The organism is Burkholderia sp. AU33803 (assembly GCF_002223095.1).
Taxonomy (GTDB): Bacteria; Pseudomonadota; Gammaproteobacteria; order Burkholderiales; family Burkholderiaceae; genus Burkholderia.
In genome coordinates this window covers 2,108,408-2,131,685 of record NZ_NKFJ01000006.1, presented here as the reverse complement: position 1 = coordinate 2,131,685, position 23,278 = coordinate 2,108,408, and the positions used below count along the sequence as shown (strand labels likewise).

The following is a 23,278-nucleotide window of genomic DNA, read 5'->3' as shown; positions in this document are numbered from 1 at the left end:
ATGAGGTTTCGATTATAGTGACGGCCGTTCCAGACTGCCTGCCTGAATTGCCGTGATGACTGCATCGATCCTGATCCGTCCCGCCACGCGGGAAGACGCGGCCGCGATGGCCGCGGTCGAAGTCGCCGCCGCGCAGCGGTTCCGCGCAATCGGCATGACCCGCATCGCCGAAGGCGAGCCGACCGATGCGACGGCCGTGCTCGAGCGCATCGACGACGGTCGCGCGTATGTGGCGGTCGATGCGCAGGGGGCGTGCGTCGGATTTGCGTTCTACCGGCGGCTCGATGCGCAGCGGCTTTATCTGGAAGAGCTGGATGTCGCGCCGTCGCATGCCGGACAGCGGATCGGCGCGCGCCTGATCGAACAGGTGAGGGCGCGCGCGGCGCAGGAGGAGATCGTGGAGATCGTGCTGTCGACGTTTCGCGACGCGCCGTGGAATGCGCCGTACTACGCGCGCCTCGGTTTCAGCATCGTCGACGCCGCCGCGCTCGACGACACGCTGCGCGCGATCCGCGCGCATCACGTCGCGCTCGGGCTCGACGAGACGCAGCGCGTGTTCATGCGGGCGGACGTGCGCCGCTGAACACGCGCTGCCGGGCCGTCAGGCCGCGTCGCTCAGCGCCGGGTAATCGGTATAACCCGTTTCGCCTTCGGCGTAGAACGTCTCCGGCACCGGCTTGTTGAGCGGCGCGCCGAGTTCGAGGCGGCGCGGCAGGTCGGGGTTCGCGATGAACAGCTTGCCCCATGCGATCGCGTCGGCGCTGCCGCCTGCGAGCGCGGCCTGCGCGGTGTCGAGCGTGAACTGCTCGTTCGCGATCAGCGGGCCGCCGAACGCTTCCTTCAGGCGCGGGCTCAGATGGTCGCCCGAATACGACTCACGCGTGAAGATGAACGCGATCTTGCGGCGGCCGAGTTCGCGCGCGACATAGCCGAAGGTTGCCGCCGGATCGGAATCGCCCATCGTGTGCGCGTCGCCGCGCGGGGCAAGGTGCACGCCGACGCGGCCGGCGCCCCACACGTCGATCGCCGCATCGACCACTTCGAGCAGCAGGCGTGCGCGGTTCTCGATCGGGCCGCCATACGCATCGGTGCGGTGGTTGGTGCTGTCCTGCAGGAACTGGTCGAGCAGGTAGCCGTTCGCGCCGTGGATTTCGACGCCGTCGAAGCCGGCGGCCTTCGCGTTTTCCGCCCCCTTGCGGTACGCGGCGACGATGCCCGGGATTTCGTCGAGTTCGAGTGCGCGCGGCGTCACGTACGGGCGCTGCGGACGCACGAGGCTCACGTGGCCGCCGGCGGCGATCGCGCTCGGCGCGACCGGCAGGTCGCCGTTCAGGAACACCGGGTCGGAGATCCGGCCGACGTGCCAGAGTTGTAGCACGATGCGCCCACCGGCCGCATGCACGGCCTGCGTCACCTGTTTCCAGCCCTCGACCTGCTCGTCGGACCAGATGCCGGGGGTATCCGCGTAGCCGACGCCCTGCGGCGTGACCGACGTTGCCTCGGTAATGATCAGGCCGGCGGTTGCGCGCTCGGCGTAGTAGCGAGCCATCAGCGCGTTCGGCACGCGCGTCGCGCCGGCACGGGAGCGGGTGAGCGGCGCCATCACGATGCGGTTCGGCAGGGTCAGGTCGCCGAGGGTGACGGGATCGAACAGGGTGGGCATGGCAAATAACCTCTTCACGAAAGGCGGGAAACCGTCGCGTCATGGGCGACAGCGCTCCGCATGGCCGGGTTCGGCCGTGTTGACTAGAGTTCGCGGCGCAGGGCGTCGTGAAATGCGTCGATGACGGCCTCGTTGCGTTGAAAGAACGCCCACTGGCCGATCCGTGTCGACGTCACGAGCCCCGCGCGCTGGAGCGTCGCGAGGTGCGCGGAGACGGTCGACTGCGACAGCCCGCAGCGCGCGTCGATCTGGCCCGCGCAGACGCCGTGTTCATACGGCAGCGTCTGGTTCGGGAAATGCTCGCCCGGCGTTTTCAGCCAGAGGAGGATTTCCCGGCGCACGGGGTTCGAGAGCGCTTTCAGGATGGCTTCGATGTCGAGTTCGGGCGGCATGGATCGGGCGGGCGTTTCAGTCAGGCAAACAGGTATCGTCGATGGGCGAATCTTATATCGGAACTTGACGATATGTTTGAAAGCATTGCTGGCAATGGGGTTGATAGCGAAACGCAATAACGGGGATGGATCGGGGCGACTCTCGAGGGCGTGCGGGGCGGCTGCGCGCTTCCCGTAACCGTCCGGCAGCGCGCGACGGATTCTGCGACCATCGCCGTTGAAGTCATGTCCGCCACTCGATCCGCCGCCATGTCACTCATTTCCGTTGCCTGTGCCTTTGCAAGTATCCGGCGCTCACGCGTGTTGCCGGCCACCCGAACCCTGGCGTTCGCGATTTCGGTTGCGGCAGCCATCGGCGTCCTGGGCGCCGCGCGCCCGGCCGAAGCCGCCACGCCCACCCAGCGCGAACGCCTCGAAGCACCGGTGAAGGCAGTCGCCGACCAGCGCTTGACCGTCGACACGCCGCAGGGCAGCGCGATGTTGCCCGTCTATGCCGACCATCCCGTCGACAAGGCGGTACCCGACGTCACGCGTGTGTTCATCGTGATTCACGGGACGCTGCGCAACGCCGACGCTTATTTCGCATCGGGGCTCAAGGTCGTCGAGAAGGCCGGTGCGGCGGGCCAGGGCACGATGGTCGTCGCGCCGCAATTCCTGACACGCGCCGATACGCGTGCGTTCTCGCTGCCCGCGCCGACGCTCGCCTGGACCCAGGAAGGATGGAAGGGCGGCGAACCGGCACGCCAGCCCGCCCCGATCAGTTCGTTCACCGCGCTCGACGCATTGCTCGCGCATTTCGCCGACCGCAGCCTGTATCCCGCGTTGTCGACGGTCGTCGTGATCGGCCACTCCGCCGGCGCGCAGTTGCTGCAGCGCTATGCGGTGGCCGGGCACGAAGGCGATGCGCTCGCGCGGGCCGGCATCGCGGTGCGCTATGTGGTCGCGAACCCGTCGAGCTACCTGTATTTCGACGACGAGCGGCCGGACGGCCAGGCGATCGCAGGCGGAACCTGCCCGAGCGCGACCGAGTGGAAATACGGGCTGAAGTCGGCGCCGCCTTATGTTGCGTCGCAGGACGTGCGGGATCTCGAAACACGCTATGTCGCGCGTCACGTCGTGTACCTGCTCGGCCTGGCCGACACGAACCCTTACACCCACTTCATCGACCGCTCATGCGCGGCCATGGCGCAAGGCCCGTACCGGCTCGCACGCGGGCTCGCGTATTTCGATTACCTGAAGAAACGGCATCCTGACGATCTCGCGCAGCAGGTCGTCGAAGTGCCGGGCGTCGGGCATGACGGCCTCGGCATGTTCACGTCCGCTTGCGGGCTGGCCGTGCTGTTCGGGCAGGCGTTGCCGCAATCGTGTCCGGTCGTTGCCGGCACGGCGCCGGACATGCGCGCGGCAGGGCAGTGAGCGTACGTGCGAAGTCCGCGCAGGGCGAACATCGATCGATCAGAAAAATGCAGGAATCGGCAAGATAAATTCATTTCCCTGCGAAGCGTTCCCGGTTCAGGATGACGGCGTTGCCAGGAGCGTTCGCCATGAACATCACGATCCTCGACGATTATTTCGACACGCTGCGCACGCTGCCGTGCTTTCGTAAGCTCGACGGGCACGCGGTCACGATCTGGAACGATCACGTGCAGGACGTCGACGCGCTGGCCGAGCGCCTGCGCGACACGGAAGTGCTGGTGCTGATCCGCGAACGCACGCAGATTCGCGCGCCGCTGGTCGCGCGGCTGCCGAAGCTGCGGCTGATCAGCCAGCGCAGCGTCTATCCGCACATCGACATCGACGCATGTACCGCACACGGCGTGATCGTGTCGTCGAACCAGCATGCGGGCACGCCCTCCTTTGCGGCCGCGGAGCTCACGTGGGGTCTCGTGCTCGCCGCGATGCGCCAGATTCCGCAGCAGATGCGCGCGCTGCAGGCCGGTGACTGGCAGATCGGCGTCGGGCGGACGCTGCGCGGGCGCACGCTGGGGATTTACGGCTATGGCCGGATTGGTGCGGAGGTTGCGCGGTACGGCGCCGCGTTCGGGATGAACGTGCTGGTCTGGGCGCGCGAAACGTCGCTGCAGCGTGCGCGCGACGACGGGTGGAGCACGGCGCCGGACAAGCCCGCCTTCTTCGAAACCTGCGATGTGCTTTCGCTGCATTTGCGACTCGTGCCGGCCACGCGCGGCATCGTGGCGGCCGCGGATCTGGGCCGGATGAAACCGGGCGCGCTGCTGGTGAACACGAGCCGCGCGGGCCTCGTCGCACCGGGCGCGCTCGAAGCGGCGTTGCAGGCCGGCCGACCCGGGATGGCGGCGGTGGACGTCTACGAGACGGAGCCGTTGCACGACCCGCGGCATCCGCTGCTGCGTTTGCCGAATGTCGTATGCACGCCGCACATCGGCTACGTGACGGAGGACGAATACGAGACGCAGTTCGCGGATGTATTCGACCAGATCGTGTCGTATGCGGCCGGGCAGCCGATCCACGTGGTCAATCCGGCCGTGCTCGAGCGCGAATCGGCGTCGATCGAGTCGCTGATCCTCGACCTGCTCGAATGGATCGGGCCCGCCGGGCGGCCCTATGACGAAGTGATCGATGTGTGGCGCACGTCGTGCCCGCGCCTGCCGGTGTGGGAGGAAGCCTGCACGCGCGGCTACGTGGTCCGGCACCCCGCGCGGGACGGCGTGGCGATGGTCGAGGTGAATGCGGCCGGCCGGGCCTGCCTTCAGGCCGCCGGGCGCATGTGATCGTGCCGGTGCCGTCGGCGCGCGATAGCGGTGCCGCGTGTCATGCCGGATCTTCCGTGATCGGCGGCCCGCTGGCGTCGAATACCGTCAGGCCTTCCGTCGGGTCCGTCGGTGTCTCCCACGGACGCGCCGCGATGGCCCGTTGCGCGGCCTCGTAGCCGGCCTGCCGGCGGGCCTCGATGCCGGCCGGCGTGAAATCGATGTCCTTGAACTGATTGTCGTCGGCGAGTCGCGGTGCCGCGAGCTTGATCAGATGCATCGTGGTTTCGCATCCCCACGCGGCGAGCCGGCGCACGGCCGGCGACGCGTGTTCGGCTTCCGGCACGTGCCGCGCCAGTTCGCGGATCACGTGGCGCAGCCGGTGAATTTGCTGCTGCCGCGCGATGTGGCTGTCGGTGCGGCTCGCGTACTGGATGTCCTTCTGCCGCTCCGACACCTGCCAGATGCTCTGGGGCTCGGGGCCGGCCGGGTTCCACATCTGGACCGAGAAGATGATCGAGCTGCGGCGCGGATTGTCGTCGAGCACGACCTCGACCGGCGTGTTCGAATACACGCCACCATCCCAGTACGGCTCGCCGTCGATCCTGATCGCCGGGAACGCGGGCGGCAGCGCGCCGGAGCTCATGATGTGCTCGAGCGACAGTCGCGTATCGCGTGAATCGAAATAGCGCATCGTGCCCGAGCATGCATTGACCGCGCTGACGGTCAGGCGCGGATGGCCCGCGTTCAGCAGCTCGGGATCGATCAGCGACGCCAGGGTGTCGCGCAGCGGCGCGATCCGGTAATACGACGCGCGATCGACGCCGAGGCGAACCATCGGCCCGAGCCACGAGGCCGGATTGGGCTGGAAGAATCCCGCGATGCCGCCGCCGATGATCATCAGCTCGGCCAGCGTCCGGTTCCAGCCGGGCAGCAGCGGCGCAGTGTCGAAACGGGTCCGTTCGGTCACGCGGCGCCAGAATGCCGACAGCTTGTCGTAACGCTGCGCCGGCGGGTTCCCGGCGATCAGCGCCGCGTTGATCGCGCCGATCGATGTCCCGACCACCCAGTCGGGGCGGATTCCGGCTTCGTCCATCGCCTGAAAGACACCGAGCTGGAATGCGCCCAGTGCGCCGCCGCCCTGGAGCACGAGCACCACTTGCCCGGGGAGATCCATGCGTGCCGGCTGGCTTGCGGTCATGGCTGGCCTCGCTGCGTATGAGGGTGGGTCGGGTCCGAACGGATCGATTCAGTTTAGGCGATCGGCGGCGCAGGGCCGCCCGCAGTGCAACGGGCGGCCGCGTTTGCTTCGACGTCGGTCGTTTCCGACCCTCAAGCGCGTGTCGTGACGCGCCGCGTCATTCGACCGTGATGGTCTCCTTCATGTACGGGTGAATTCCGCAGAACACCTTGTAGACGCCCGGCTTGTCGAAGCGGAACGCGTACGTCTCGTCCTGGTCGAGCGCCTTCGAATGAAAGATGCCCGCGTCGTTGACGACGGTGTGCGGTTCCGCGTCGAGGTTCTTCCACGTGATCGTCGTGCCGGCCTTGATCGTCGTCGACATCGGCGAAAACATGAAATTGCGGATCGTCACGAGGGTGCCGTCGGGGCCCTGTGCGAACGCGGTGAGCGGGGCGGTGGCGCACAGCAGCAGCGCCGCGATGAGGCGGGATGGCTTGAAGCGGGTCATGTCGGTCTCCCTGGGGTTCGGTGCGTCAGGCCAGCGTTGCATCGCGCAGCGACGACGCGACCGGATGGCCCGCGAATTCGACGGTCGTCACGCCGAGCATCGACGGCAGCCGGTCGCGCGGCACGGTGAGCGGCACGGGGCCCGGGCCGTTGCCGGCCGTCGGTTGCGGGAACGCGGTGGAGCGCGCGGTGTGGAACGTCACGTTGCCCTCGACCTTCGACACGATCTGGTGGATGTGCCCGTTCAATACGGTGACCGAGCCGAAGCGGCGCAGTAGTTCCATCGTCTGCGGCGCGTCGCCGGTGCCCCAGCCCCACGGCTCGTAGATGGTCCACATCGGCATGTGCGAGAACACGACGATCGGCGTGCTCGACGAGCGGCCCTTGAGATCCTGCGCGAGCCACGCGAGCTGGTCGTCGCCGAAGCTGCCGAGCCCGTTCGGCTTGAAGTGCATCACGTTGACGAGGCCGATGAAGTGCACGCCCGCGTGGTCGAAGCTGTAATAGCCGCGGTTGTCCGACGCCTTGCCGAACCGGCCGAAATACTCGGCGCCCGAACCGTCGGTGACGTCGTGCTCGCCGGGCACCGTATGCAGTTCCGGCACGCGCAGCGCGGCGAGCAGTTGCGACGCGTGGTCGAACTCCTCGGGCTTGGACAGGTGCGTGATGTCGCCGGTATGGATCGCCAGCGCGGGCATCGCCGGCATGCCGTTGACGAGGTCGATCGTCTGCTTCAGCGTGGCCGATACGTCGGGATTCGCGTCCTTGTTGAAGCCGATGTGCGTGTCGCTGATCTGCACGAACAGCGGGCGGCCCGCGTTGGCCGGGAGCGCGTCGCCGGTCTGCGCGAGCGCGAGGTCGAACGGCGTCAGGACGCCGCCCGACAGCGTAAACAGCGTGCCGAGGCCGCCGAAGGCCATGCATTGCAGCGCCTTGCGGCGCGACGGGTTGGTGGGGGTCGATGAAGACATGTGAGCCTCGCATTCGTGTGACGAAACCGGACGGCCGGATCGTCCTGGAATAAGCCGGCGCCTTCGCGTGCCATACCGGCGCAGCGGCGAATTTATTCCCGCCGGTTACAAGGTCGACCGCCCGTGTTTGCGGCTTGCGCGGCGCGACGCGATTCCTGCCAGATGGCTTGTCAATGTCCTGTAAGTGACACGTCACATTTGCGTCACGACCGATCGATAGCCTGCCACTCCGAGTCACCTCTCCGGAGCCCCTTCATGCCGAATCTCGCGGCAACGGAAACCAGCGGTGCGGTCAGCAGTCGCACGCGCACCATCAGCCTCGCGCTGTTTTTTCTGATCATTGCCTGCGGCATCGTCTACGTCGGTATCCACCTGAGCGCGGACCTCAGTCCCGTCAAGGAAAGCTCGGCTCTCCCGTTCCTGCTGCTGATCGTCGCGCTGCTGATCGCGCTCGGCTTCGAATTCGTCAACGGCTTCCACGACACGGCGAACGCGGTCGCGACCGTCATCTACACGCACTCGCTCGACCCGCACCTGGCCGTCGTGTGGTCCGGCCTCTGGAACCTGTTCGGCGTGCTCGTGTCGAGCGGCGCCGTCGCATTTGGGATCCTGCAGTTGCTGCCGGTCGAGCTGATCCTGCAGGTGGGCAGCGGCTCGGGCTTCGCGATGGTGTTCTCGCTGCTGATCGCGGCCGTCACGTGGAACCTCGCGACCTGGTATTTCGGATTGCCGTCGTCGAGTTCGCATACGCTCGTGGGTTCGATCATCGGCGTGGGCCTGATGAACCAGATCGTCAGCGGCCCGTCGGGCACGAGCGGCGTCGACTGGAACCAGGCGCTCGGCGTCGGCAAGGCTTTGCTGTTCTCGCCGCTGATCGGCTTCGTGCTGTCCGCGCTCGTGCTGCTGCTCCTGAAGGCGCTCGTGCGCGTGCCGGCGCTGTACCAGGAGCCGAAGGGCAACAAGCCGCCGCCGTTCTGGATCCGCCTGCTGCTGATTCTCACCTGCACGGGCGTATCGTTCGCGCACGGCTCGAACGACGGGCAGAAGGGCATGGGGCTGATCATGCTGATCCTGATCGGCGTGATGCCGACCGCGTATGCGCTGAACAAGGCCGTGACGCCCGATCAGACGAGCACGTTCGTCGCGGTGGCGCGCCACGCGTCGACGACGCTCGTCAAATATGCGGACCCGGCTGCCCGGACGGCCGACCCGCGCGCCGATGTCGAGGCCTACGTGCGCACGCACAAGCTGACGCCGGCGACGATTCCCGCACTGGGCAAGCTCACCGACACCATTGCCGACCAGGTCGCGCAGGCCGGCGGCATCTCGAGCGTGCCGCAGAACCTCGTCGACAACGTGCGCAACAACATGTACGTCGCGTCCGAGGCGATCCGGTTGATGGAGAAGGCGAAGGCGCCGGCGTTCTCGGTCGAGGACGCGAGCGCACTCGAAGCGTTCAAGAAGCAGATGGACCGCGCGACGAAATTCATCCCGACGTGGGTGAAGGTCGCGGTCGCGATCGCGCTCGGCCTCGGCACGATGGTCGGGTGGAAGCGGATCGTCGTGACGGTCGGCGAGAAGATCGGCAAGTCGCATCTCACCTACGGGCAGGGCGCATCGGCCGAGGCCGTCGCGATGCTGACGATCGGGATGGCCGACGCGTACGGGCTGCCGGTATCGACGACGCACGTGCTCGCGTCGGGCGTGGCCGGCACGATGACGGCCAGCGGCGCGGGCCTGCGCTGGGATACGGTGCGCAACCTCGTGCTCGCGTGGGTGCTGACGCTGCCCGCTTCGATCGCGCTGTCTGCCGCCCTTTACTGGCTGCTGCACGGATTGTTCTGACCCGCGCCGGGGGGCGCGACGTCCGGCCGCGCGGTGCGCGGCCGGTCCCATCGATTTTCAATTCAACACAAGACGCTACCGATGGATATCAGTTTCTTCGATCCGAATCGCACCGCCAACGCGTCCGCGTGGCGCGTGCTGCCCAACCGCTGGGACGTGGTCGCGTTTCCGCTGATCATCGGCATACTCGCGATGGCGATCGTCGGCTTCCACCAGACGATGGCGCCGATCGGCGTGCTGCAGACGCAGAAGATCTCGCTCGACCCGTCGAACCTGCCCGAATACGCGTTGCGCACCACGCTGCGGATGCTTGCCGCGATGGTCGCATCGCTCGTGTTCACGCTCGTCTACGGCACGCTCGCCGCGAAGAGCCGCCGCGCGGGCATGGTGCTGATCCCGATCCTCGACATCCTGCAGTCGGTGCCGGTGCTCGGCTACATCTCGTTTACCGTCACGTTCTTCCTCGCGCTGTTTCCGGGCCGCGTGCTCGGTGCGGAGCTGGCTGCGATCTTCGCGATCTTCACGAGCCAGGCGTGGAACATGACGTTCAGCTTCTACCAGTCGCTGCGCACGGTGCCGCGCGACCTGAGCGAAGTGTCGCGCGGCTTTCACCTGACGCAGTGGCAACGCTTCTGGAAGCTCGAGGTGCCGTTCTCGATGCCGGGGCTGATCTGGAACATGATGATGTCGATGTCGGGCGGCTGGTTCTTCGTCGTCGCATCGGAGGCGATCACCGTCGGCAACCAGACCATCACGCTGCCGGGCATCGGCGCCTATCTCGCGCAGGCGATCTCGGACAAGAATCTCGGCGCGGTGGGCTGGGTGATCGTCGCGATGTCGGTCGTGATCCTCGCCTACGACCAGTTCCTGTTCCGCCCGCTGGTCGCGTGGGCCGACAAGTTCCGGATGGAAAACACCGCGTCGGGCGATGCGCCGCAATCCTGGCTGCTCGACATGATGCGCCGTACGCACCTGATCCATCAGCTGCTCGTGCCGGCCGGCTGGCTGCTGTCGCAGGCCGCGCGGATTCCGCTGCGCTTTCCGGCGCTGAAAAGCGCGCGTACGCGCGGCGCATCGTCGCGCGGCGCGTCGCGCATCGGCGACATCGTGTGGGGCGCGTTCGTGATCCTGCTGACGGCGTACGTCGTGTGGCGCGTCGTCACGTTCGTCGCGACCGGCGTGACGATGAGCGAAGTCGGGCACGTGGTCGTGCTCGGTCTCATCACGCTGCTGCGCGTGCTGGTGCTGATCGCGATCGCGTCGGTGATCTGGGTGCCGCTCGGCGTGCTGATCGGGCTGCGTCCCGCGCTGGCCGAGAAGATCCAGCCGCTCGCGCAGTTCCTCGCGGCATTCCCGGCGAACCTGCTGTTCCCGGTGTTCGTGATCGTGATCGTCCACTTCCACCTGAACGCGGACATCTGGCTGTCGCCGCTGATCGTGCTCGGCACGCAGTGGTACATCCTCTTCAACGTGATCGCCGGCGCGATGTCCTATCCGAACGACTACAAGGAAGCGACGAAGAATTTCCGCATCCGCGGTTGGCAGTGGTGGCGGCAGGCGATCCTGCCCGGCATCTTCCCGTACTACGTGACCGGCGCCATCACCGCATCGGGCGGCGCGTGGAACGCGAGCATCGTGTCCGAGTTCGTGCAGTGGGGCGACACGAAGGTCGTCGCGCACGGCCTCGGCGCGTACATCGCGCAGACCACCGCCGCCGGCGATTTCCCGAAGATCATCCTGGGCATCGCCGTGATGTCCCTGTTCGTTACCTTGTTCAACCGTCTGCTGTGGCGTCCGATGTACGCCTATGCGGAATCCCGGCTCCGTCTCGATTGAGAGTAAGCGCGATGCAAAATTCGACCGTTATCAACGCCCCCGCCAAGACGTCCCAGCCGCTGCAGCCGCCGCGCCTCGGTGACGAAATCCTGCGCGTCGAGCACGTGAACCGCGGCTTCAACAAGTCGCAGGGCGAATTGCTCGTGCTCGACGATGCGAACCTGTCGCTGCGCGAAGGCGAGATCGTCGGGCTGCTCGGCCGTTCCGGCTCGGGCAAGTCGACGCTGCTGCGCATCATCGCCGGCCTGATCGAGCCGACCGGCGGCGAGGTGACCTATCTCGGCCAGCCGCTGCGCGGGCCGGCCGAAGGCGTCGCGATGGTGTTCCAGACCTTCGCGCTGTTCCCGTGGCTCACCGTGCTGCAGAACGTGGAAGCCGGCCTCGAGGCGCTCGGCGTCGGCGCGCGCGAGCGACGCGAGCGTGCGCTGGCCGCGATCGACCTGATCGGTCTCGACGGCTTCGAGAACGCATACCCGCGCGAGCTGTCGGGCGGCATGCGCCAGCGCGTGGGCTTTGCGCGCGCGCTCGTCGTCGATCCGACGATTCTGCTGATGGACGAGCCGTTCTCCGCGCTCGACGTGCTGACGGCCGAGACGCTGCGTACCGACCTGCTCGATCTATGGACGCAAGGCCGCATGCCGATCAAGTCGGTGCTGATCGTCACGCACAACATCGAGGAAGCGGTGTTCATGTGCGACCGGATCCTCGTGCTGTCGTCGAACCCGGGCCGGGTGATCGCCGAGATCAAGGTGCCGTTCAAGCATCCGCGCAACCGTCTCGACACCGATTTCCGCAAGCTCGTCGACGACATCTACGCGAAGATGACCGCGCGTGCGACCAACGAGGCGACGAAGAAGGGCCTTGAGCTCGGCAGCTGGCTGCCGCGCGTGTCGACCAACCTGATGTCCGGTCTGATCGAGACGCTCGCGATGGCGCCGTACCACGGCCGCGCGGACATGCCGGAAATCGCGCGCACGCTGCATCTGGAAGTCGACGAGCTGTTTCCGATCGCCGAAGTGCTGCAGTACCTCGGCTTCGCGGACGTGCGGGAAGGGGACGTGTTCCTGACGCCGCCCGCGCGCGTGTTCGCGGAATTCGGCACGCAGGAGCGCAAGCTGATGTTTGCAGATCACCTGCTGAAGCACGTGCCGCTTGCTGCGCGTATTCGGAAGGTATTGAACGAGCGCCCGGGACATCGGGCGCCGCGCGTGCGCTTCGAGCAGGAGCTGGAGGATTTCCTGTCGGACGAAGCGGCCGAGGAAACGCTCGATGCGGTGATCGACTGGGGCCGTTACGGGGAAGTGTTCTCGTACAACGACAAGACGGAGGTGTTCAGTCTCGAGGATGTCGAGAGCTGAAGCCGTCGCCCGAATGGCGAGCCATCGTCATTCGGGCAAATCGCGCTGGTTGGTGTCCTGCCCGATGCCGCCGGTGTTGAGATGTTCGATCTTCTCCATCCGCTGCCTTGCCAGCTCCGGCAATTGATTCGTCACACCGATCACGAGCGCTTCGGCGAGTGCGAGCGCGGGCACATTGGTCTGCAGCATCGCAAACGGCTGCCCCCGGATCCGCAGCACGATCTCGGCAAATTCGCCGATCGGCGAATGCCATTCGTCCGTGACCAGCAGCACACGCGTGCCGAGCCGATGCGCGGCCTGCGCGAACCGGATGCTGTCCCGCTGATAACGACGGAAATCGAAAATGACGAGCACGTCGCCGGGGCCCATGTCCGCCAGCGCGACCGACGCGAGGTTCACGTTCGGCTCGACATACTGAACATGGGGCCGCGCGTAGGCGAGGGTGAACGAAAACAGCGATGCGAGCGGCGCCGTGTAACGCCCGCCGCCGCAGAAGACACGCGCATCCGGATTGGCCAGCAGCGCCACCGCGGCGTCGAACGCCGCCGCATCGAGCCCTTCGATCGTGGCCGCCAGCGACGCGGACAGCCGCTGGAAAATCGCCGAATGGCTGTCACGCATGCCCCCGGACGAGTGGAACGCATCCATCCGCGCGAGCGGCGAGTTCATCGCCGTATCGATCTCGCCGTACAGCGCCTGCTGGAACGACGAGTAATTCGGAAAGCCGATCCGGACGACGAAGCGAAACACGGTCGGATCGCTCACTTCCGCCTGTTTGGCGAAGCTCGCAATCGGCCCGAGCCCGAGACTCGGGTAGCGGTCCAGCAACGCCTGCGCGACCTTCTGTTCCGACGGCGTGAAGCTATCCATCTGGGATAACAGCAACGCCCTGATGCTCGTCCCCATCGGGCACTCCAACTCTCGTATCTGAATGACAAACGGCAGACGGGTGTCTGCCGGCGACTCCACGCATGTTAGCCGATCGACATCAGGCGGGCCGTGCACGCTCCGAAATTAGAGGGACGCATCGCGCGGTGGACCGGCTCATTCACCATTGTAATAAAACAAACATTGAGAAACGATCCATTCGGCTCATATTCGTTCTTGGTCTAGTAATAACCCTAGGTTTTGGTGCAAAAAAGTGAGTGCTATGATCGCGGCCTCGCTGGAATGTATTGTTTATTACACACTCGATTGGCGCGTCGACATACCCCGATGCGGCGTCGCGTTCCGGCATGCCACGGTTTTATTTGTCTGGAGGATCCCGTCATGAGGCGGCTCGTAGTACTCACCCTGTTGTCGGCCATGAGCGTGTGCGCGTTCGCCGCATCGGACCCCGCGGTCGAAGCGAAGAACGGCATGGTCGTTTCGTCGCAGCACTTCGCGTCGCAAATCGGCGTCGACATCCTGAAGGAAGGCGGTAACGCGGTGGACGCCGCGGTGGCGGTCGGCTACGCGCAGGCCGTGACCAACCCGTGCTGCGGCAACATCGGCGGCGGCGGTTTCATGACCGTCCACCTGGCCGACGGCCGCGACCGCTTCATCAATTTCCGCGAAACCGCGCCGGCCGCGGCTTCCGCGAACATGTATCTCGATGCGAAGGGCAACGTCATTCCTGACGACAGCCTGTACGGCTATCGCGCAGTGGGCGTGCCCGGCACGGTTGCGGGCCTCGATCTCGCGCAGCGCAAGTACGGCAAGCTCACGCGCAAGCAGGTGATGGAGCCGGCGATCCGGCTCGCGCGCGACGGCTTCGTGCTGACGCGTGCCGATACGGACATCCTCGACACGACGATCGACCGCTTCAAGAAGGATCCGGAAGCGGCCCGCATCTTCCTGCGTCCGGACGGCACGCCGCTGCAGCCGGGCGATCGCCTGGTGCAGAAGGACCTGGCGCGCACGCTCGAGCGTATTGCGGAGCAGGGCCCCGACGCGTTCTATCACGGCGAGATTCCGAAGATCGTCGAGGCGGCGGCCAGGAAGGGCGGCGGCCTGATCACGGCGGCGGATTTCGCGTCGTACCGTGCGCAGGACATGGCGCCGCTGACGTGCACGTATCGCGGCTACGAGCTCGTGTCGGCCCCGCCGCCGAGCTCGGGCGGCGTGACGATGTGCGAGACGCTGAACATCCTCGAAGGGTATGACATGCGCAAGCTCGGCTACCATTCGGCCGCGGCGGTGCACTACATGACCGAAGCGATGCGCCACGCATACGAAGATCGCAACACGCTGCTCGGCGACCCGAACTTCATCGACAACCCGGTCGCGAAGCTGACGAGCAAGGACTACGCGGCGCAGATCCGCAAGAGTATCCATTCGGATACGGCGACGCCGTCGGTCGACGTGCAGCCGGGCGTCGGCGTGCACGAGAAGCCGGAGACGACCCACTATTCGATCGTCGACCACGACGGCAACGCGGTGTCGACGACCTACACGGTCAACGGCCGCTTCGGCGCGGTAGTCATCGCGCCGGGCACGGGCTTCTTCCTGAACGACGAGATGGACGACTTCACCGTGAAGGTCGGCGCGCAGAACCTGTTCGGCCTCGTGCAGGGCACGCGCAACTCGATCGCGCCGGGCAAGCGTCCGCTGTCTTCGATGGCGCCGACCATCGTGAAGAAGGACGGCAAGGTGTTCATGGTGGTCGGCTCGCCGGGCGGCTCGCGCATCATCACGATCACGCTGCAGACGGTGCTGAACGTGATCGACTACGGGATGACGCCGCAGGACGCGGTCACCGCGCCGCGCATCCACCACCAGTGGCTGCCCGACGAGGTCTATTACGAAACCTACGGCCTGTCGCCCGACACGCTCGCGATCCTGCGCAACATGGGCTACAAGATGGTCGAACAGACGCCGTGGGGCGCCGCCGAGCTGATCATGGTCGGCCTGCCGGGCACCGAAGCGGCGAGCCGCCAGAGTTCCGGGAACGATTCGTCGGTGTCCGGGAACGTGCGGGTCGGCTTCATCTACGGCTACAACGACCCGCGCCGTCCGGCCGGCTCGGCAATCGGTTACTGACCCGAGCCGACCTGATCGCATCATGCTGAATCGCTGCCGCCGCAACGGCGCTCGCCCTCGCGCGAATGCCGTTGCGGCGGCAGCACGTCGGTTCGTGGAGATCCGCGAGCCGACCGGCGCCGGCGACCGTGCCCGATACACCGGGCACGACCGGTTCGCCACGCGCGCACCCTGCACGGCACGGGCGTGCGCGCCTTTCATCCGTCAACTTCTTCCCGTGCATCCAATTCCGATATGAACAAACGAATGTCCGCGGCAGGCTGGATCCTGCTCGCGATGGCGGCCGGCATCCTGATCGGCTACATGATCTACACGCAGCTGCCGGACAAACAGTCGGCGGCGGAAATCGCCGGCTACATCTCGCTGGTGTCCGACGTGTTCCTGCGGCTGATCAAGATGGTGATCGGCCCGCTGGTGTTCTCGACGCTGGTCGTCGGCATCGCGCACATGGGCGACGCGTCGTCGGTGGGCCGCGTGTTCGTGAAGGCGCTCGGCTGGTTCATCACCGCGTCGCTGATCTCGCTGCTGCTCGGCCTGCTGATGGCGAACCTGCTGCGCCCGGGCGAAAACCTCGGGCTGCCGCTGCCGGATATCGGCGCGTCCGCGCATCTGGCGACGTCCAAGTTCACGCTGAAGGATTTCGTCGGCCACATGGTGCCGAAATCGATCGCCGAGGCGATGGCGAACAACGAGATCCTGCAGATCGTCGTGTTCTCGATGTTCTTCGGCGTGGCGCTCGCGTCGCTCGGCGAACGCGGCAAGATCCTCGTCGCGGCGATCGACCAGCTCGCGCACGTGATGCTGAAGATCACCGGCTACGTGATGAAACTTGCGCCGCTCGCGGTGCTGGCGGCGATGGCGTCGACCGTCGCGATCAACGGGCTGTCGATCCTGCTGAAGTTCGCGGTGTTCATGGGCGACTTCTACCTGAGCCTGTTCCTGCTGTGGGGCACGCTCGTCGCGGCCGGGCTGCTGTTCCTCGGCCGCCGCGTGTTCAAGCTGCTGGTGCTGATCAAGGAAGCGTTCATGCTGTCGTTCGCGACCGCGAGCTCGGAAGCCGCGTATCCGAAGATCCTCGATGCGCTCGACCGTTTCGGCGTGCGTCGCAAGATCTCGAGCTTCGTGATGCCGATGGGCTATTCGTTCAACCTCGACGGCTCGATGATGTACTGCACGTTCGCGTCGCTGTTCATCGCGCAGGCGTACGGCATTCACCTGTCGCTCGGCACGCAGGTCACGATGCTGCTGATCCTGATGCTGACGTCGAAGGGCATGGCCGGCGTGCCGCGCGCGTCGCTCGTCGTGATCGCCGCGACGCTGCACCAGTTCAACATCCCGGAAGCCGGGCTGCTGCTGATTCTGGGCGTCGATACGTTCCTCGACATGGGCCGTTCGGCCACGAACGCGGTGGGCAACTCGATCGCCAGCGCGGTGGTCGCGAAATGGGAAGGCGAGCTGATGCCGGAAGCAGAAGCCGAAGCGAATGCGGCACGGCTGGATGCGGAAGCCGAAGCACGCATGAACGAGGCGGTTCGCGATACGGATCGCGTCACCTCTGGCTGAAGCGGAGCCCCGGGTCGACTCCCGGGCTGTCAGGCCGCCTCGGCGGGGCGGGCCGCGTCGATGCACGCGGCCAGCACCATCGCGGCGGCGTTGCCCGGCGTCGAGCCGAGCAATTGCGGCGCATAGACGCTGTCGCCGATCTCGATCGGCTGCCCCGACAGCGCGCACACGCCGCGCTTGCGCGTGGTGAACAGCCGCCACTTCTGATAACCGTAGTGCCCGGTGCAGGCGTCGCGCCATGAAATCATCACGGTGTCGGCCGTGGGCCGCTCGAGCACGCTGATGGACGGCTTGCTCGTCATGTCCCACGACGGCAGCCGGTCGCGCGTGACGCTGCGCCGCCGCGGCGCGCCCCACGAGACGGACGGCATGTCGAAGCTGCTGATCGCGGCAACGGTCATGAGCCAGGGCGCTAAACGGTTGTTCATGTCGGTTTTCCTCGAAACGTTATGCGACACCGCCACGTGCGGTATCACGACAGGCGGATGCGCGGCTGCACGCAGCCGTTGATCCGTTCGGCGATCCACAGCAGGGTCGCCTTGGAGAAGCCGTGCAGCGCCTGCTGGTGCCGCCGGTAGAGCATCAGGTGGCTGAACTGCGCGAAACGCCCCTGGATGAAGCCGCCGCGAAAGAACCCGAACTGCCCGAGCGTGCCGAACGCGTCGTAGTCGCTGATCGACACGAGCGCACCGAAATCGTGGAACGCGAACGGTGGAATCGGCTGGCCGTCGAGCCACGCGGGCAGGTGCTTCGCGAGATGCTCGGCCTGCTGCGTCGCGACTTGCGCGGTGGGCGGCAGCGGCCGTTCGTGGCCGTCGGGCAGCAGGCTCGCGCAGTCGCCGATCGCGAACACGTGCTCGTCGCCGGTGGCCTGCAGCGTCGGCCCGACGACGACCTGGTTCGCGCGATTCGTGTCGAGCCCGTCGAGCGCCTGCATGAAATCGGGCGCCTTCACGCCGGCTGCCCACACCATCAGGTCCGCTTCCGCGAACGAACCGTCGCCGTAGTGAAAGCCGTTTGCGTCGGCCGACGTGACGCGGGTGGACGTCAGCACATGAAAGCCGATCTGTTCGAGCCGCCGCTGCGCCGACGCGGAAATCCGCGGCGGAAACGCGGCGAGGATGCGCGGGCCGCTCTCGAGCAGCGTGAGCTGCAGCCGCTCGCGCACCGTCGCGTCACCGTACGCCTGCGCCACTTCCAGCAAGCGGCTCAGCTCCGCCGCGAGTTCCACGCCGGTCGCGCCCGCGCCGACGATCGCGACGCGGAACGGTTCGTCGCGCGCGATGCTGCGAAATACGCGCATCCGCAACGCTTCGTTGAAGGTCTCGGCCTGCTTCTGGCTGTCGATGAAGTAGCAGTGCTCGCGCACGCCCGGCACGCCGAAATCGTTGGCCTGGCTGCCGAGCGCGAAGATCAGCACGTCGTATTCGAGTTCGCGCGCGTCGAGCACGAGTTCGCCGTCCTGCGAGCGGATCTCGCCGAGCTGCACGCGGCGGCGCGCGCGATCGAGCCCCGTCAGTTCGCCGGGCTGGTACGTGTAACCGTGATCACGTGCATGGGCGAGGAAGATCACCTGCTGCTGCTGCACGTCGCGCGTCCCGGCCGCGATCGTGTGCAGCATCGGCTTCCAGATGTGGGTCGGGCTGCGGTCGACGACGGTCACCTGGGCGCGCCCGGACCGGCCGAGGCGCTCGCCCAGGCGGGTGGCGAGCTGCAGGCCGGCGATCCCGCCACCGACGATGACGATGCGTGTAGGGGTTGTCATGGATAAATCATCACGTGATGAATAAGGTATGATCCTAGCGCTTCCCGGCTTCGCGTGTCAACGGAGCGGGGCAGGTCACCCGGTGTTCGGCGTCGCTCGAGCGGGGCCGGAACAGGGGTATTCGAGTCATTCAAGGAGAGCAGGAAGACGTGGCTGAAGTCACTGAGCGCGCGCCGGCCAAGCGGCGTATGCGAGGGCGGCCGCTGGCCGGGGCGTCCGTGGGGCCGGACGTGATATTGCGGGCCGCGCGCCGCACGTTCGCGAAGCGCGGCTACGACGCCACGAGCGTGCGCGAAGTCGCGCGCGAGCTGGGCGTCGACGCGGCGCTGATCGCGCACCATTTCGGGACGAAGGAAACGTTGTGGCTGGCGGTCGTCGAGCAGATCGCCGAGCTGGCCGAGCCGATGTTCGACGCAATGCGCGCGCTGCGCACGTCGTCGCTGCCACATCGCGAGCGTGTACGGCGCGCGATCGAGCTGTGCGTCGAGCACGAGTTCGACGAGCCCGACCTGGGCATGTTTTTCTCGACGGCGGCGACCGAGGAGGGCGGGCGGCTCGACCGGTTGCAGGAGCGGCTCGTGCGCCCGTATTACGACGTGATGTTCCCGCTGCTGTCGGAGGCGGTAGAGGCCGGCGTGATTCGCCCGGTCGAGCCGACGGTGCTGTTCTTCATGATCGCGAGCGCGATCGGCACCACTGTGTCATACAGTCACATGATGCTGGAGTACACGTCGCTGCCCACGCGGCAGGACGCGTTCCGGCAGGCCGTGGTGGACATTGCGTTCAACGTCGTCGGCGGCTGAGCGCCGCGCGTGACGCGCGCGGTCACGTCGCCAGCGCCAGCCCCAGTTCGCGCACCGCGCTTCGCGCGGTCTCGCGCAACGCATCGACGAGCGGCGAGGGCGTCCGGTACGCGATCGCCAGCTCGTACGCGAGCGGGCTGCCTGCATCCTTCAGTTCGCAGAACGTAATGCCTTGCGGCTGCATCGGCACGAACAGGCGCGGCATCAGCGCGACGCCGATGCCGCCCGCGACGAGCCCGGCCGTCGTCTGCATCTGGCGCGGCTGCTGGACGATGCGCGGCGCGAAGCCGGCCTGCGCGCATGCGGTCACGATCAGCGCGTGCATGCCGGGCCCGTGGTGCGCGGCAAACATGACCCACGGTTCGTCCGCCAGTTCGGCAAGCGCAATGCGCCGGCGGTGTGCGAGCCGGTGACCGTCGGGCAGCGCGGCGACCATCCGGTCGCGCAGCAGCGGCTCGACGCGCACGTCGCCCGCATCGGCCACCGGCAGCACGACGAGGCCGACGTCCGTGCGGTCCTGGCGCAGCGCGAGTACCTGCTCGGCGGTCGTGCCTTCCTCGAGCTGGAAATCGACGTCCGGATGGCGTTCCTGGAACGCGCGGAGGATCAGCGGCAGCAGCGCGTTGACCGTGCTGTCGACGAAACGCAACCGTAGCGTGCCGCCGAGGCCGGCGCCCGCGCGGCGGGCTACGGCCACCGCGCGCTCGGCCTGTTCGAGCGCACGCCGTGCTTCGAGCAGGAACGCGTCGCCGGCCGGTGTGAGCGCCGTGCCGCGGTTGTCGCGCTCGAGCAGCACGACGCCCAGCTCGTCCTCGAGCTTGCGGATCGCCGCGCTGAGCGGCGGTTGCGCCATGTGCAGCCGCTCGGCCGCACGCCGGAAACTGAGCGTCTCGGCGACCGCGATGAATTGCCTGAACTGGCGTAGATCGATCATGCGATACCTTTTGCGTATCAGTGGATCATCGAATTCGTATTTTACCTATCACACTATGCTGCCCAGAATGGCCTTGTCATCAACGGTCGACATTCGGGAGGGCAGGTCATGACAGGGATCGAACAGCAGCGAACGGCAATCGTCACGGGCGGGTCGAGCGGGATCGGCTTTGCGATCGCGCGCCGGCTGGTGGAAGACGGGTATCGCGTCGCCATCGTCGGGCGCGACGCGGCACGGCTGGAAGCAGCCGTCGCGCGGCTTGGCGGCGCGGCGATCGGGCAGGCCGCCGACCTGAGCGTGAGACGGGAGGCGGAGGCGGCGGTGGCCGCGATCATCGGGCAGTGGTCTTGCATCGATGTGCTGGTCAACAACGCGGGGCTGACCGGCCGCGTCGGTGCGGATACCGAGGCGGGCGAGGCCGAGCGCGTGTGGGACGCCGTGCTCGACGCGAACCTGAAGAGCCTGTTCGTGACGACCCTGGCCGTGCTGCCGCACCTGGCCGAGCAGGGGGCGCGGATCGTCAACATCGGTTCGATCGCGGCGCGCGCCGGCAGCTTGCTGCCGGGTGGCCTGGCGTACGCGGCGGCGAAGGCCGGCGTCGAAGGGTTCACCGTCGCGCTCGCGCGCGAACTCGGGCCGCGCGGCGCCACGGTCAATACGGTCGCGCCCGGCTATATCGCCGACACACGCTTCTTCGGCGAAAGCGGCGTCGCGCCGGCCATTGCGGCGACGATCCGCGAACAGACGCCGGCCGGCCGCGCCGGGCATCCGGACGATATCGCGGACGCGGTTGCGTGGCTCGCCGGGCCGCGTGCGTCGTTCGTCACCGGTGCGACGATCGCGGTGAACGGCGGCTGGCGGGTCGGGTGACGCAATCGACCCAGATGGCCGGATGCGGCGGCATCGCGCGCCACATCCGGTCCGCCGGTCATTCGATATCCACGGGCGGCTTGTCGCCGAGCCAGCGGCGCGCGCCGGGCCCGTTGCGGCCCGCGCGATCCTCCGGGTTCGTCAGCTTGCAGCGCTTCAGCGACAGGCAGCCGCAGCCGATGCATTCGTCGAGGTTGATGTACAGGCGCTGCAACTCCTCGATCCGGCTCGCGACGCGCTGCTTCCAGCCGCGCGACAGCCGCTGCCAGTCCTTGTTGCTCGGCGCGGTGTCCTCGGGGAGGCTGACGAGCTGCTCGGCGATCTCGTCGAGCGAATAGCCGATCTTCTGCGCGAACACGATGAACGCGATCAGCCGCAGCACCGCGCGCGAATAGTGGCGATGGCTCGAGCCGTTGCGGTGCGACTTGATGAGCCCGCGCGTCTCGTAGAACCGTAGTGTCGACGCCGGCACGCCGCTGCGCGCGGCCACTTCGCGGATCGACATCAGCGGCCATTGCGGTGTTTCCTGGATACCCATGTCGCCCCTCCGGGAAAGCTTGACTTGAAGTTAACTTCAACTTTTATGCTACGCGGCAGTTTAACCCGTCGCGAGGCATCATGCTCTCCTTTTCCCTACGCAGGACGTCGCCTTTGGGCGCGGCCTGCGCACTGCTGCTGGCGTTGTCGGGCTGTCACGACGGCAAAGGCGCATCGTCGGCTCAATCCCTTCCCGAAGTCGGCGTCGCCACCATCGCGCCCCGCACGATCCGCCTCGCGGACGAATTCAACGGACGCGTCGAAGCGGTCGACGCGGTCGAACTGCGGCCGCGCGTGAGCGGCTACCTGCAGCGCGTCGCCTACAAGGAGGGCGACCTGGTCGCGCAGGGCGCGCTGCTGTTCGAGATCGACCCGCGCCCGTACCGGATCGCGCTCGATCGCGCCAATGCGCAGCTGCAGCGGGCGCGTGCGGCCGCGAGCCTCGCGAACGTGCAGCTCAAGCGCGTGCAGACGCTGATCGATGCGCATGCGACGTCGCAGGAAGAACTCGACAACGCGCGCGCCACCGCCGAGCAGGCGCGTGCGGACCTGCAGGCGGCCGACGCGGCCGTCGCCGATGCGAAGCTCAATCTCGGCTTCACCGAAGTGCGCGCGCCGATCGCGGGCCGCGTCGGCCGCGCGGTCGCCACCGTCGGCAACCTGGCGCGCGCGGACGACACGCTGCTGACGACCGTCGTGTCGCAGAACCCCGTCTACGTGTATTTCGATTGCGACGAACAGAGCTACCTGCGCTACAACGCGCGGCGCGCCGATCCGAAACATCGCGCGATCGGTGCCGATCCGGTGCGCGTGGGCCTCGCGAACGAGACGGGCTTCCCGCATGCGGGCACCGTCGATTTCCTCGACAACCGGCTCGATCCGCAAACCGGCACGATCCGCGCGCGCGTGCGGCTGCCGAATGCGGACCATACGTTTACGCCGGGCCTGTATGCGCGCGTGCAGCTCGTCAGCGGCCGCGACCAGGATGCGCTGCTCGTCGACGACAAGGCCGTGCTCACCGACCAGGACCGCAAGTACGTGTACGTGATCGGGCCCGGCGACAAGGCGCTGCGCCGCGACGTGACGATCGGCCGCGGGGTGGAGGGCGAGCGGATCATCGAGAGGGGGATCCAGGCGGGTGACCGCGTGGTCGTCGACGGCGTGCAGCGGATCTACTATCCGGGCGCGCAGGTGAAGCCGAAGACGCTGCCCGCACGCGCCGATGCCGGTGCCGGCAATGGCGCGGGCAACGGCACGCAGGCCGTAGCCGATGCCGGCGCGCCGGCCGCGCAGTGACGGGA

20 protein-coding genes and 1 pseudogene are annotated in these 23,278 nt (G+C 67.1%); 11 read left to right on the top strand and 10 right to left on the bottom strand.

The genetic code is table 11. The annotated features are described in order from the left end of the window. Window positions 1–55: 55 nt before the first annotated feature. Window positions 56–583, top strand: a complete 528-nt coding sequence (locus CFB41_RS26835) for a GNAT family N-acetyltransferase (RefSeq protein WP_089458547.1) — start codon at window positions 56–58, stop codon at window positions 581–583. Window positions 584–601: 18 nt separating this feature from the next. Here the strand turns inward: CFB41_RS26835 and CFB41_RS26830 are convergent, their stop codons facing one another. Both CFB41_RS26830 and CFB41_RS26825 read right to left on the bottom strand, forming a co-directional pair. Beyond that, window positions 602–1,663 carry an alkene reductase gene (locus CFB41_RS26830; RefSeq protein ID WP_089458546.1) on the bottom strand — a complete coding sequence of 354 codons (1,062 nt, stop codon included), beginning with the start codon at window positions 1,661–1,663 and terminating at the stop codon, window positions 602–604. An 83-nt stretch (window positions 1,664–1,746) separates the two neighbouring features. Then, window positions 1,747–2,055, bottom strand: a complete 309-nt coding sequence (locus tag CFB41_RS26825; RefSeq protein WP_089458545.1) for a helix-turn-helix transcriptional regulator — start codon at window positions 2,053–2,055, stop codon at window positions 1,747–1,749. A 249-nt stretch (window positions 2,056–2,304) separates the two neighbouring features. Here CFB41_RS26825 and CFB41_RS26820 point away from each other — a divergent pair, with 249 nt between their 5' ends. Beyond that, window positions 2,305–3,471 carry an alpha/beta fold hydrolase gene (locus CFB41_RS26820; protein ID WP_089458544.1) on the top strand — a complete coding sequence of 389 codons (1,167 nt, stop codon included), beginning with the start codon at window positions 2,305–2,307 and terminating at the stop codon, window positions 3,469–3,471. 128 nt (window positions 3,472–3,599) lie between these two features. Then, a pseudogene (locus tag CFB41_RS26815) lies at window positions 3,600–4,565 on the top strand (D-2-hydroxyacid dehydrogenase family protein); the annotation flags it as partial. A gap of 280 nt (window positions 4,566–4,845) precedes the next feature. Here CFB41_RS26815 and CFB41_RS26810 read toward each other — a convergent pair. From CFB41_RS26810 to CFB41_RS26800, 3 genes are all read right to left on the bottom strand, one after another. Further along, window positions 4,846–5,985, bottom strand: a complete 1,140-nt coding sequence (locus CFB41_RS26810) for a patatin-like phospholipase family protein (protein ID WP_089458542.1) — start codon at window positions 5,983–5,985, stop codon at window positions 4,846–4,848. Between the two features lie 157 nt (window positions 5,986–6,142). Continuing rightward, complete coding sequence (locus tag CFB41_RS26805; RefSeq protein WP_089458541.1) at window positions 6,143–6,475, bottom strand: cupredoxin family copper-binding protein; 333 nt, start codon at window positions 6,473–6,475, stop codon at window positions 6,143–6,145. 25 nt (window positions 6,476–6,500) lie between these two features. Beyond that, window positions 6,501–7,445 (bottom strand): metallophosphoesterase, encoded by a 945-nt coding sequence (locus CFB41_RS26800; RefSeq protein ID WP_089458540.1) that lies wholly within the window; start codon window positions 7,443–7,445, stop codon window positions 6,501–6,503. Window positions 7,446–7,700: 255 nt separating this feature from the next. On the opposite strand from CFB41_RS26800, the gene CFB41_RS26795 reads away from it, so the two are divergent. The 3 genes from CFB41_RS26795 to CFB41_RS26785 all read left to right on the top strand — a co-directional run bounded on the left by CFB41_RS26795 (window position 7,701) and on the right by CFB41_RS26785 (window position 12,484). After that, the gene (locus CFB41_RS26795; protein ID WP_089458539.1) at window positions 7,701–9,290 is read left to right on the top strand and encodes an inorganic phosphate transporter; all 1,590 of its coding nucleotides are present in this window, start codon (window positions 7,701–7,703) and stop codon (window positions 9,288–9,290) included. 81 nt (window positions 9,291–9,371) lie between these two features. Further along, complete coding sequence (locus tag CFB41_RS26790) at window positions 9,372–11,126, top strand: ABC transporter permease subunit (protein ID WP_089458538.1); 1,755 nt, start codon at window positions 9,372–9,374, stop codon at window positions 11,124–11,126. 11 nt (window positions 11,127–11,137) lie between these two features. Then, entirely contained in the window at window positions 11,138–12,484 is a 1,347-nt protein-coding gene (locus CFB41_RS26785; RefSeq protein ID WP_089458537.1) for an AAA-associated domain-containing protein, read from the top strand. A 27-nt stretch (window positions 12,485–12,511) separates the two neighbouring features. Here the strand turns inward: CFB41_RS26785 and CFB41_RS26780 are convergent, their stop codons facing one another. Beyond that, entirely contained in the window at window positions 12,512–13,390 is an 879-nt protein-coding gene (locus tag CFB41_RS26780; RefSeq protein ID WP_089458536.1) for a MurR/RpiR family transcriptional regulator, read from the bottom strand. A gap of 363 nt (window positions 13,391–13,753) precedes the next feature. On the opposite strand from CFB41_RS26780, the gene ggt reads away from it, so the two are divergent. Further along, window positions 13,754–15,505, top strand: a complete 1,752-nt coding sequence (gene ggt / locus CFB41_RS26775; RefSeq protein WP_089442071.1) for a gamma-glutamyltransferase — start codon at window positions 13,754–13,756, stop codon at window positions 15,503–15,505. 234 nt (window positions 15,506–15,739) lie between these two features. Then, the gene (locus CFB41_RS26770) at window positions 15,740–17,068 is read left to right on the top strand and encodes a dicarboxylate/amino acid:cation symporter (protein WP_089458535.1); all 1,329 of its coding nucleotides are present in this window, start codon (window positions 15,740–15,742) and stop codon (window positions 17,066–17,068) included. A gap of 29 nt (window positions 17,069–17,097) precedes the next feature. Here the strand turns inward: CFB41_RS26770 and CFB41_RS26765 are convergent, their stop codons facing one another. Both CFB41_RS26765 and CFB41_RS26760 read right to left on the bottom strand, forming a co-directional pair. Further along, on the bottom strand, window positions 17,098–17,496 hold the full coding sequence (locus CFB41_RS26765) for a DUF3331 domain-containing protein (protein ID WP_089442073.1): 399 nt from the start codon (window positions 17,494–17,496) through the stop codon (window positions 17,098–17,100). A 44-nt stretch (window positions 17,497–17,540) separates the two neighbouring features. Then, window positions 17,541–18,833: an NAD(P)/FAD-dependent oxidoreductase gene (locus tag CFB41_RS26760; protein ID WP_089458534.1), complete on the bottom strand. Its 1,293-nt coding sequence runs from the start codon at window positions 18,831–18,833 to the stop codon at window positions 17,541–17,543. A 149-nt stretch (window positions 18,834–18,982) separates the two neighbouring features. Here CFB41_RS26760 and CFB41_RS26755 point away from each other — a divergent pair, with 149 nt between their 5' ends. Next, a complete protein-coding gene (locus tag CFB41_RS26755; RefSeq protein ID WP_089442075.1) occupies window positions 18,983–19,636 on the top strand; it encodes a TetR/AcrR family transcriptional regulator in 654 nt (217 codons plus the stop codon). A gap of 22 nt (window positions 19,637–19,658) precedes the next feature. Here the strand turns inward: CFB41_RS26755 and CFB41_RS26750 are convergent, their stop codons facing one another. Then, window positions 19,659–20,570 (bottom strand): LysR family transcriptional regulator, encoded by a 912-nt coding sequence (locus CFB41_RS26750; protein ID WP_089458533.1) that lies wholly within the window; start codon window positions 20,568–20,570, stop codon window positions 19,659–19,661. A 108-nt stretch (window positions 20,571–20,678) separates the two neighbouring features. Between CFB41_RS26750 and CFB41_RS26745 the strand changes: the two genes are divergently transcribed. Beyond that, window positions 20,679–21,440 carry an SDR family NAD(P)-dependent oxidoreductase gene (locus CFB41_RS26745; protein ID WP_089458532.1) on the top strand — a complete coding sequence of 254 codons (762 nt, stop codon included), beginning with the start codon at window positions 20,679–20,681 and terminating at the stop codon, window positions 21,438–21,440. Between the two features lie 58 nt (window positions 21,441–21,498). Here CFB41_RS26745 and soxR read toward each other — a convergent pair whose 3' ends face one another. Next, on the bottom strand, window positions 21,499–21,978 hold the full coding sequence (gene soxR, locus CFB41_RS26740; RefSeq protein ID WP_089442076.1) for a redox-sensitive transcriptional activator SoxR: 480 nt from the start codon (window positions 21,976–21,978) through the stop codon (window positions 21,499–21,501). An 80-nt stretch (window positions 21,979–22,058) separates the two neighbouring features. On the opposite strand from soxR, the gene CFB41_RS26735 reads away from it, so the two are divergent. Continuing rightward, on the top strand, window positions 22,059–23,273 hold the full coding sequence (locus CFB41_RS26735; RefSeq protein ID WP_089458531.1) for an efflux RND transporter periplasmic adaptor subunit: 1,215 nt from the start codon (window positions 22,059–22,061) through the stop codon (window positions 23,271–23,273). Window positions 23,274–23,278 lie beyond the last annotated feature (5 nt).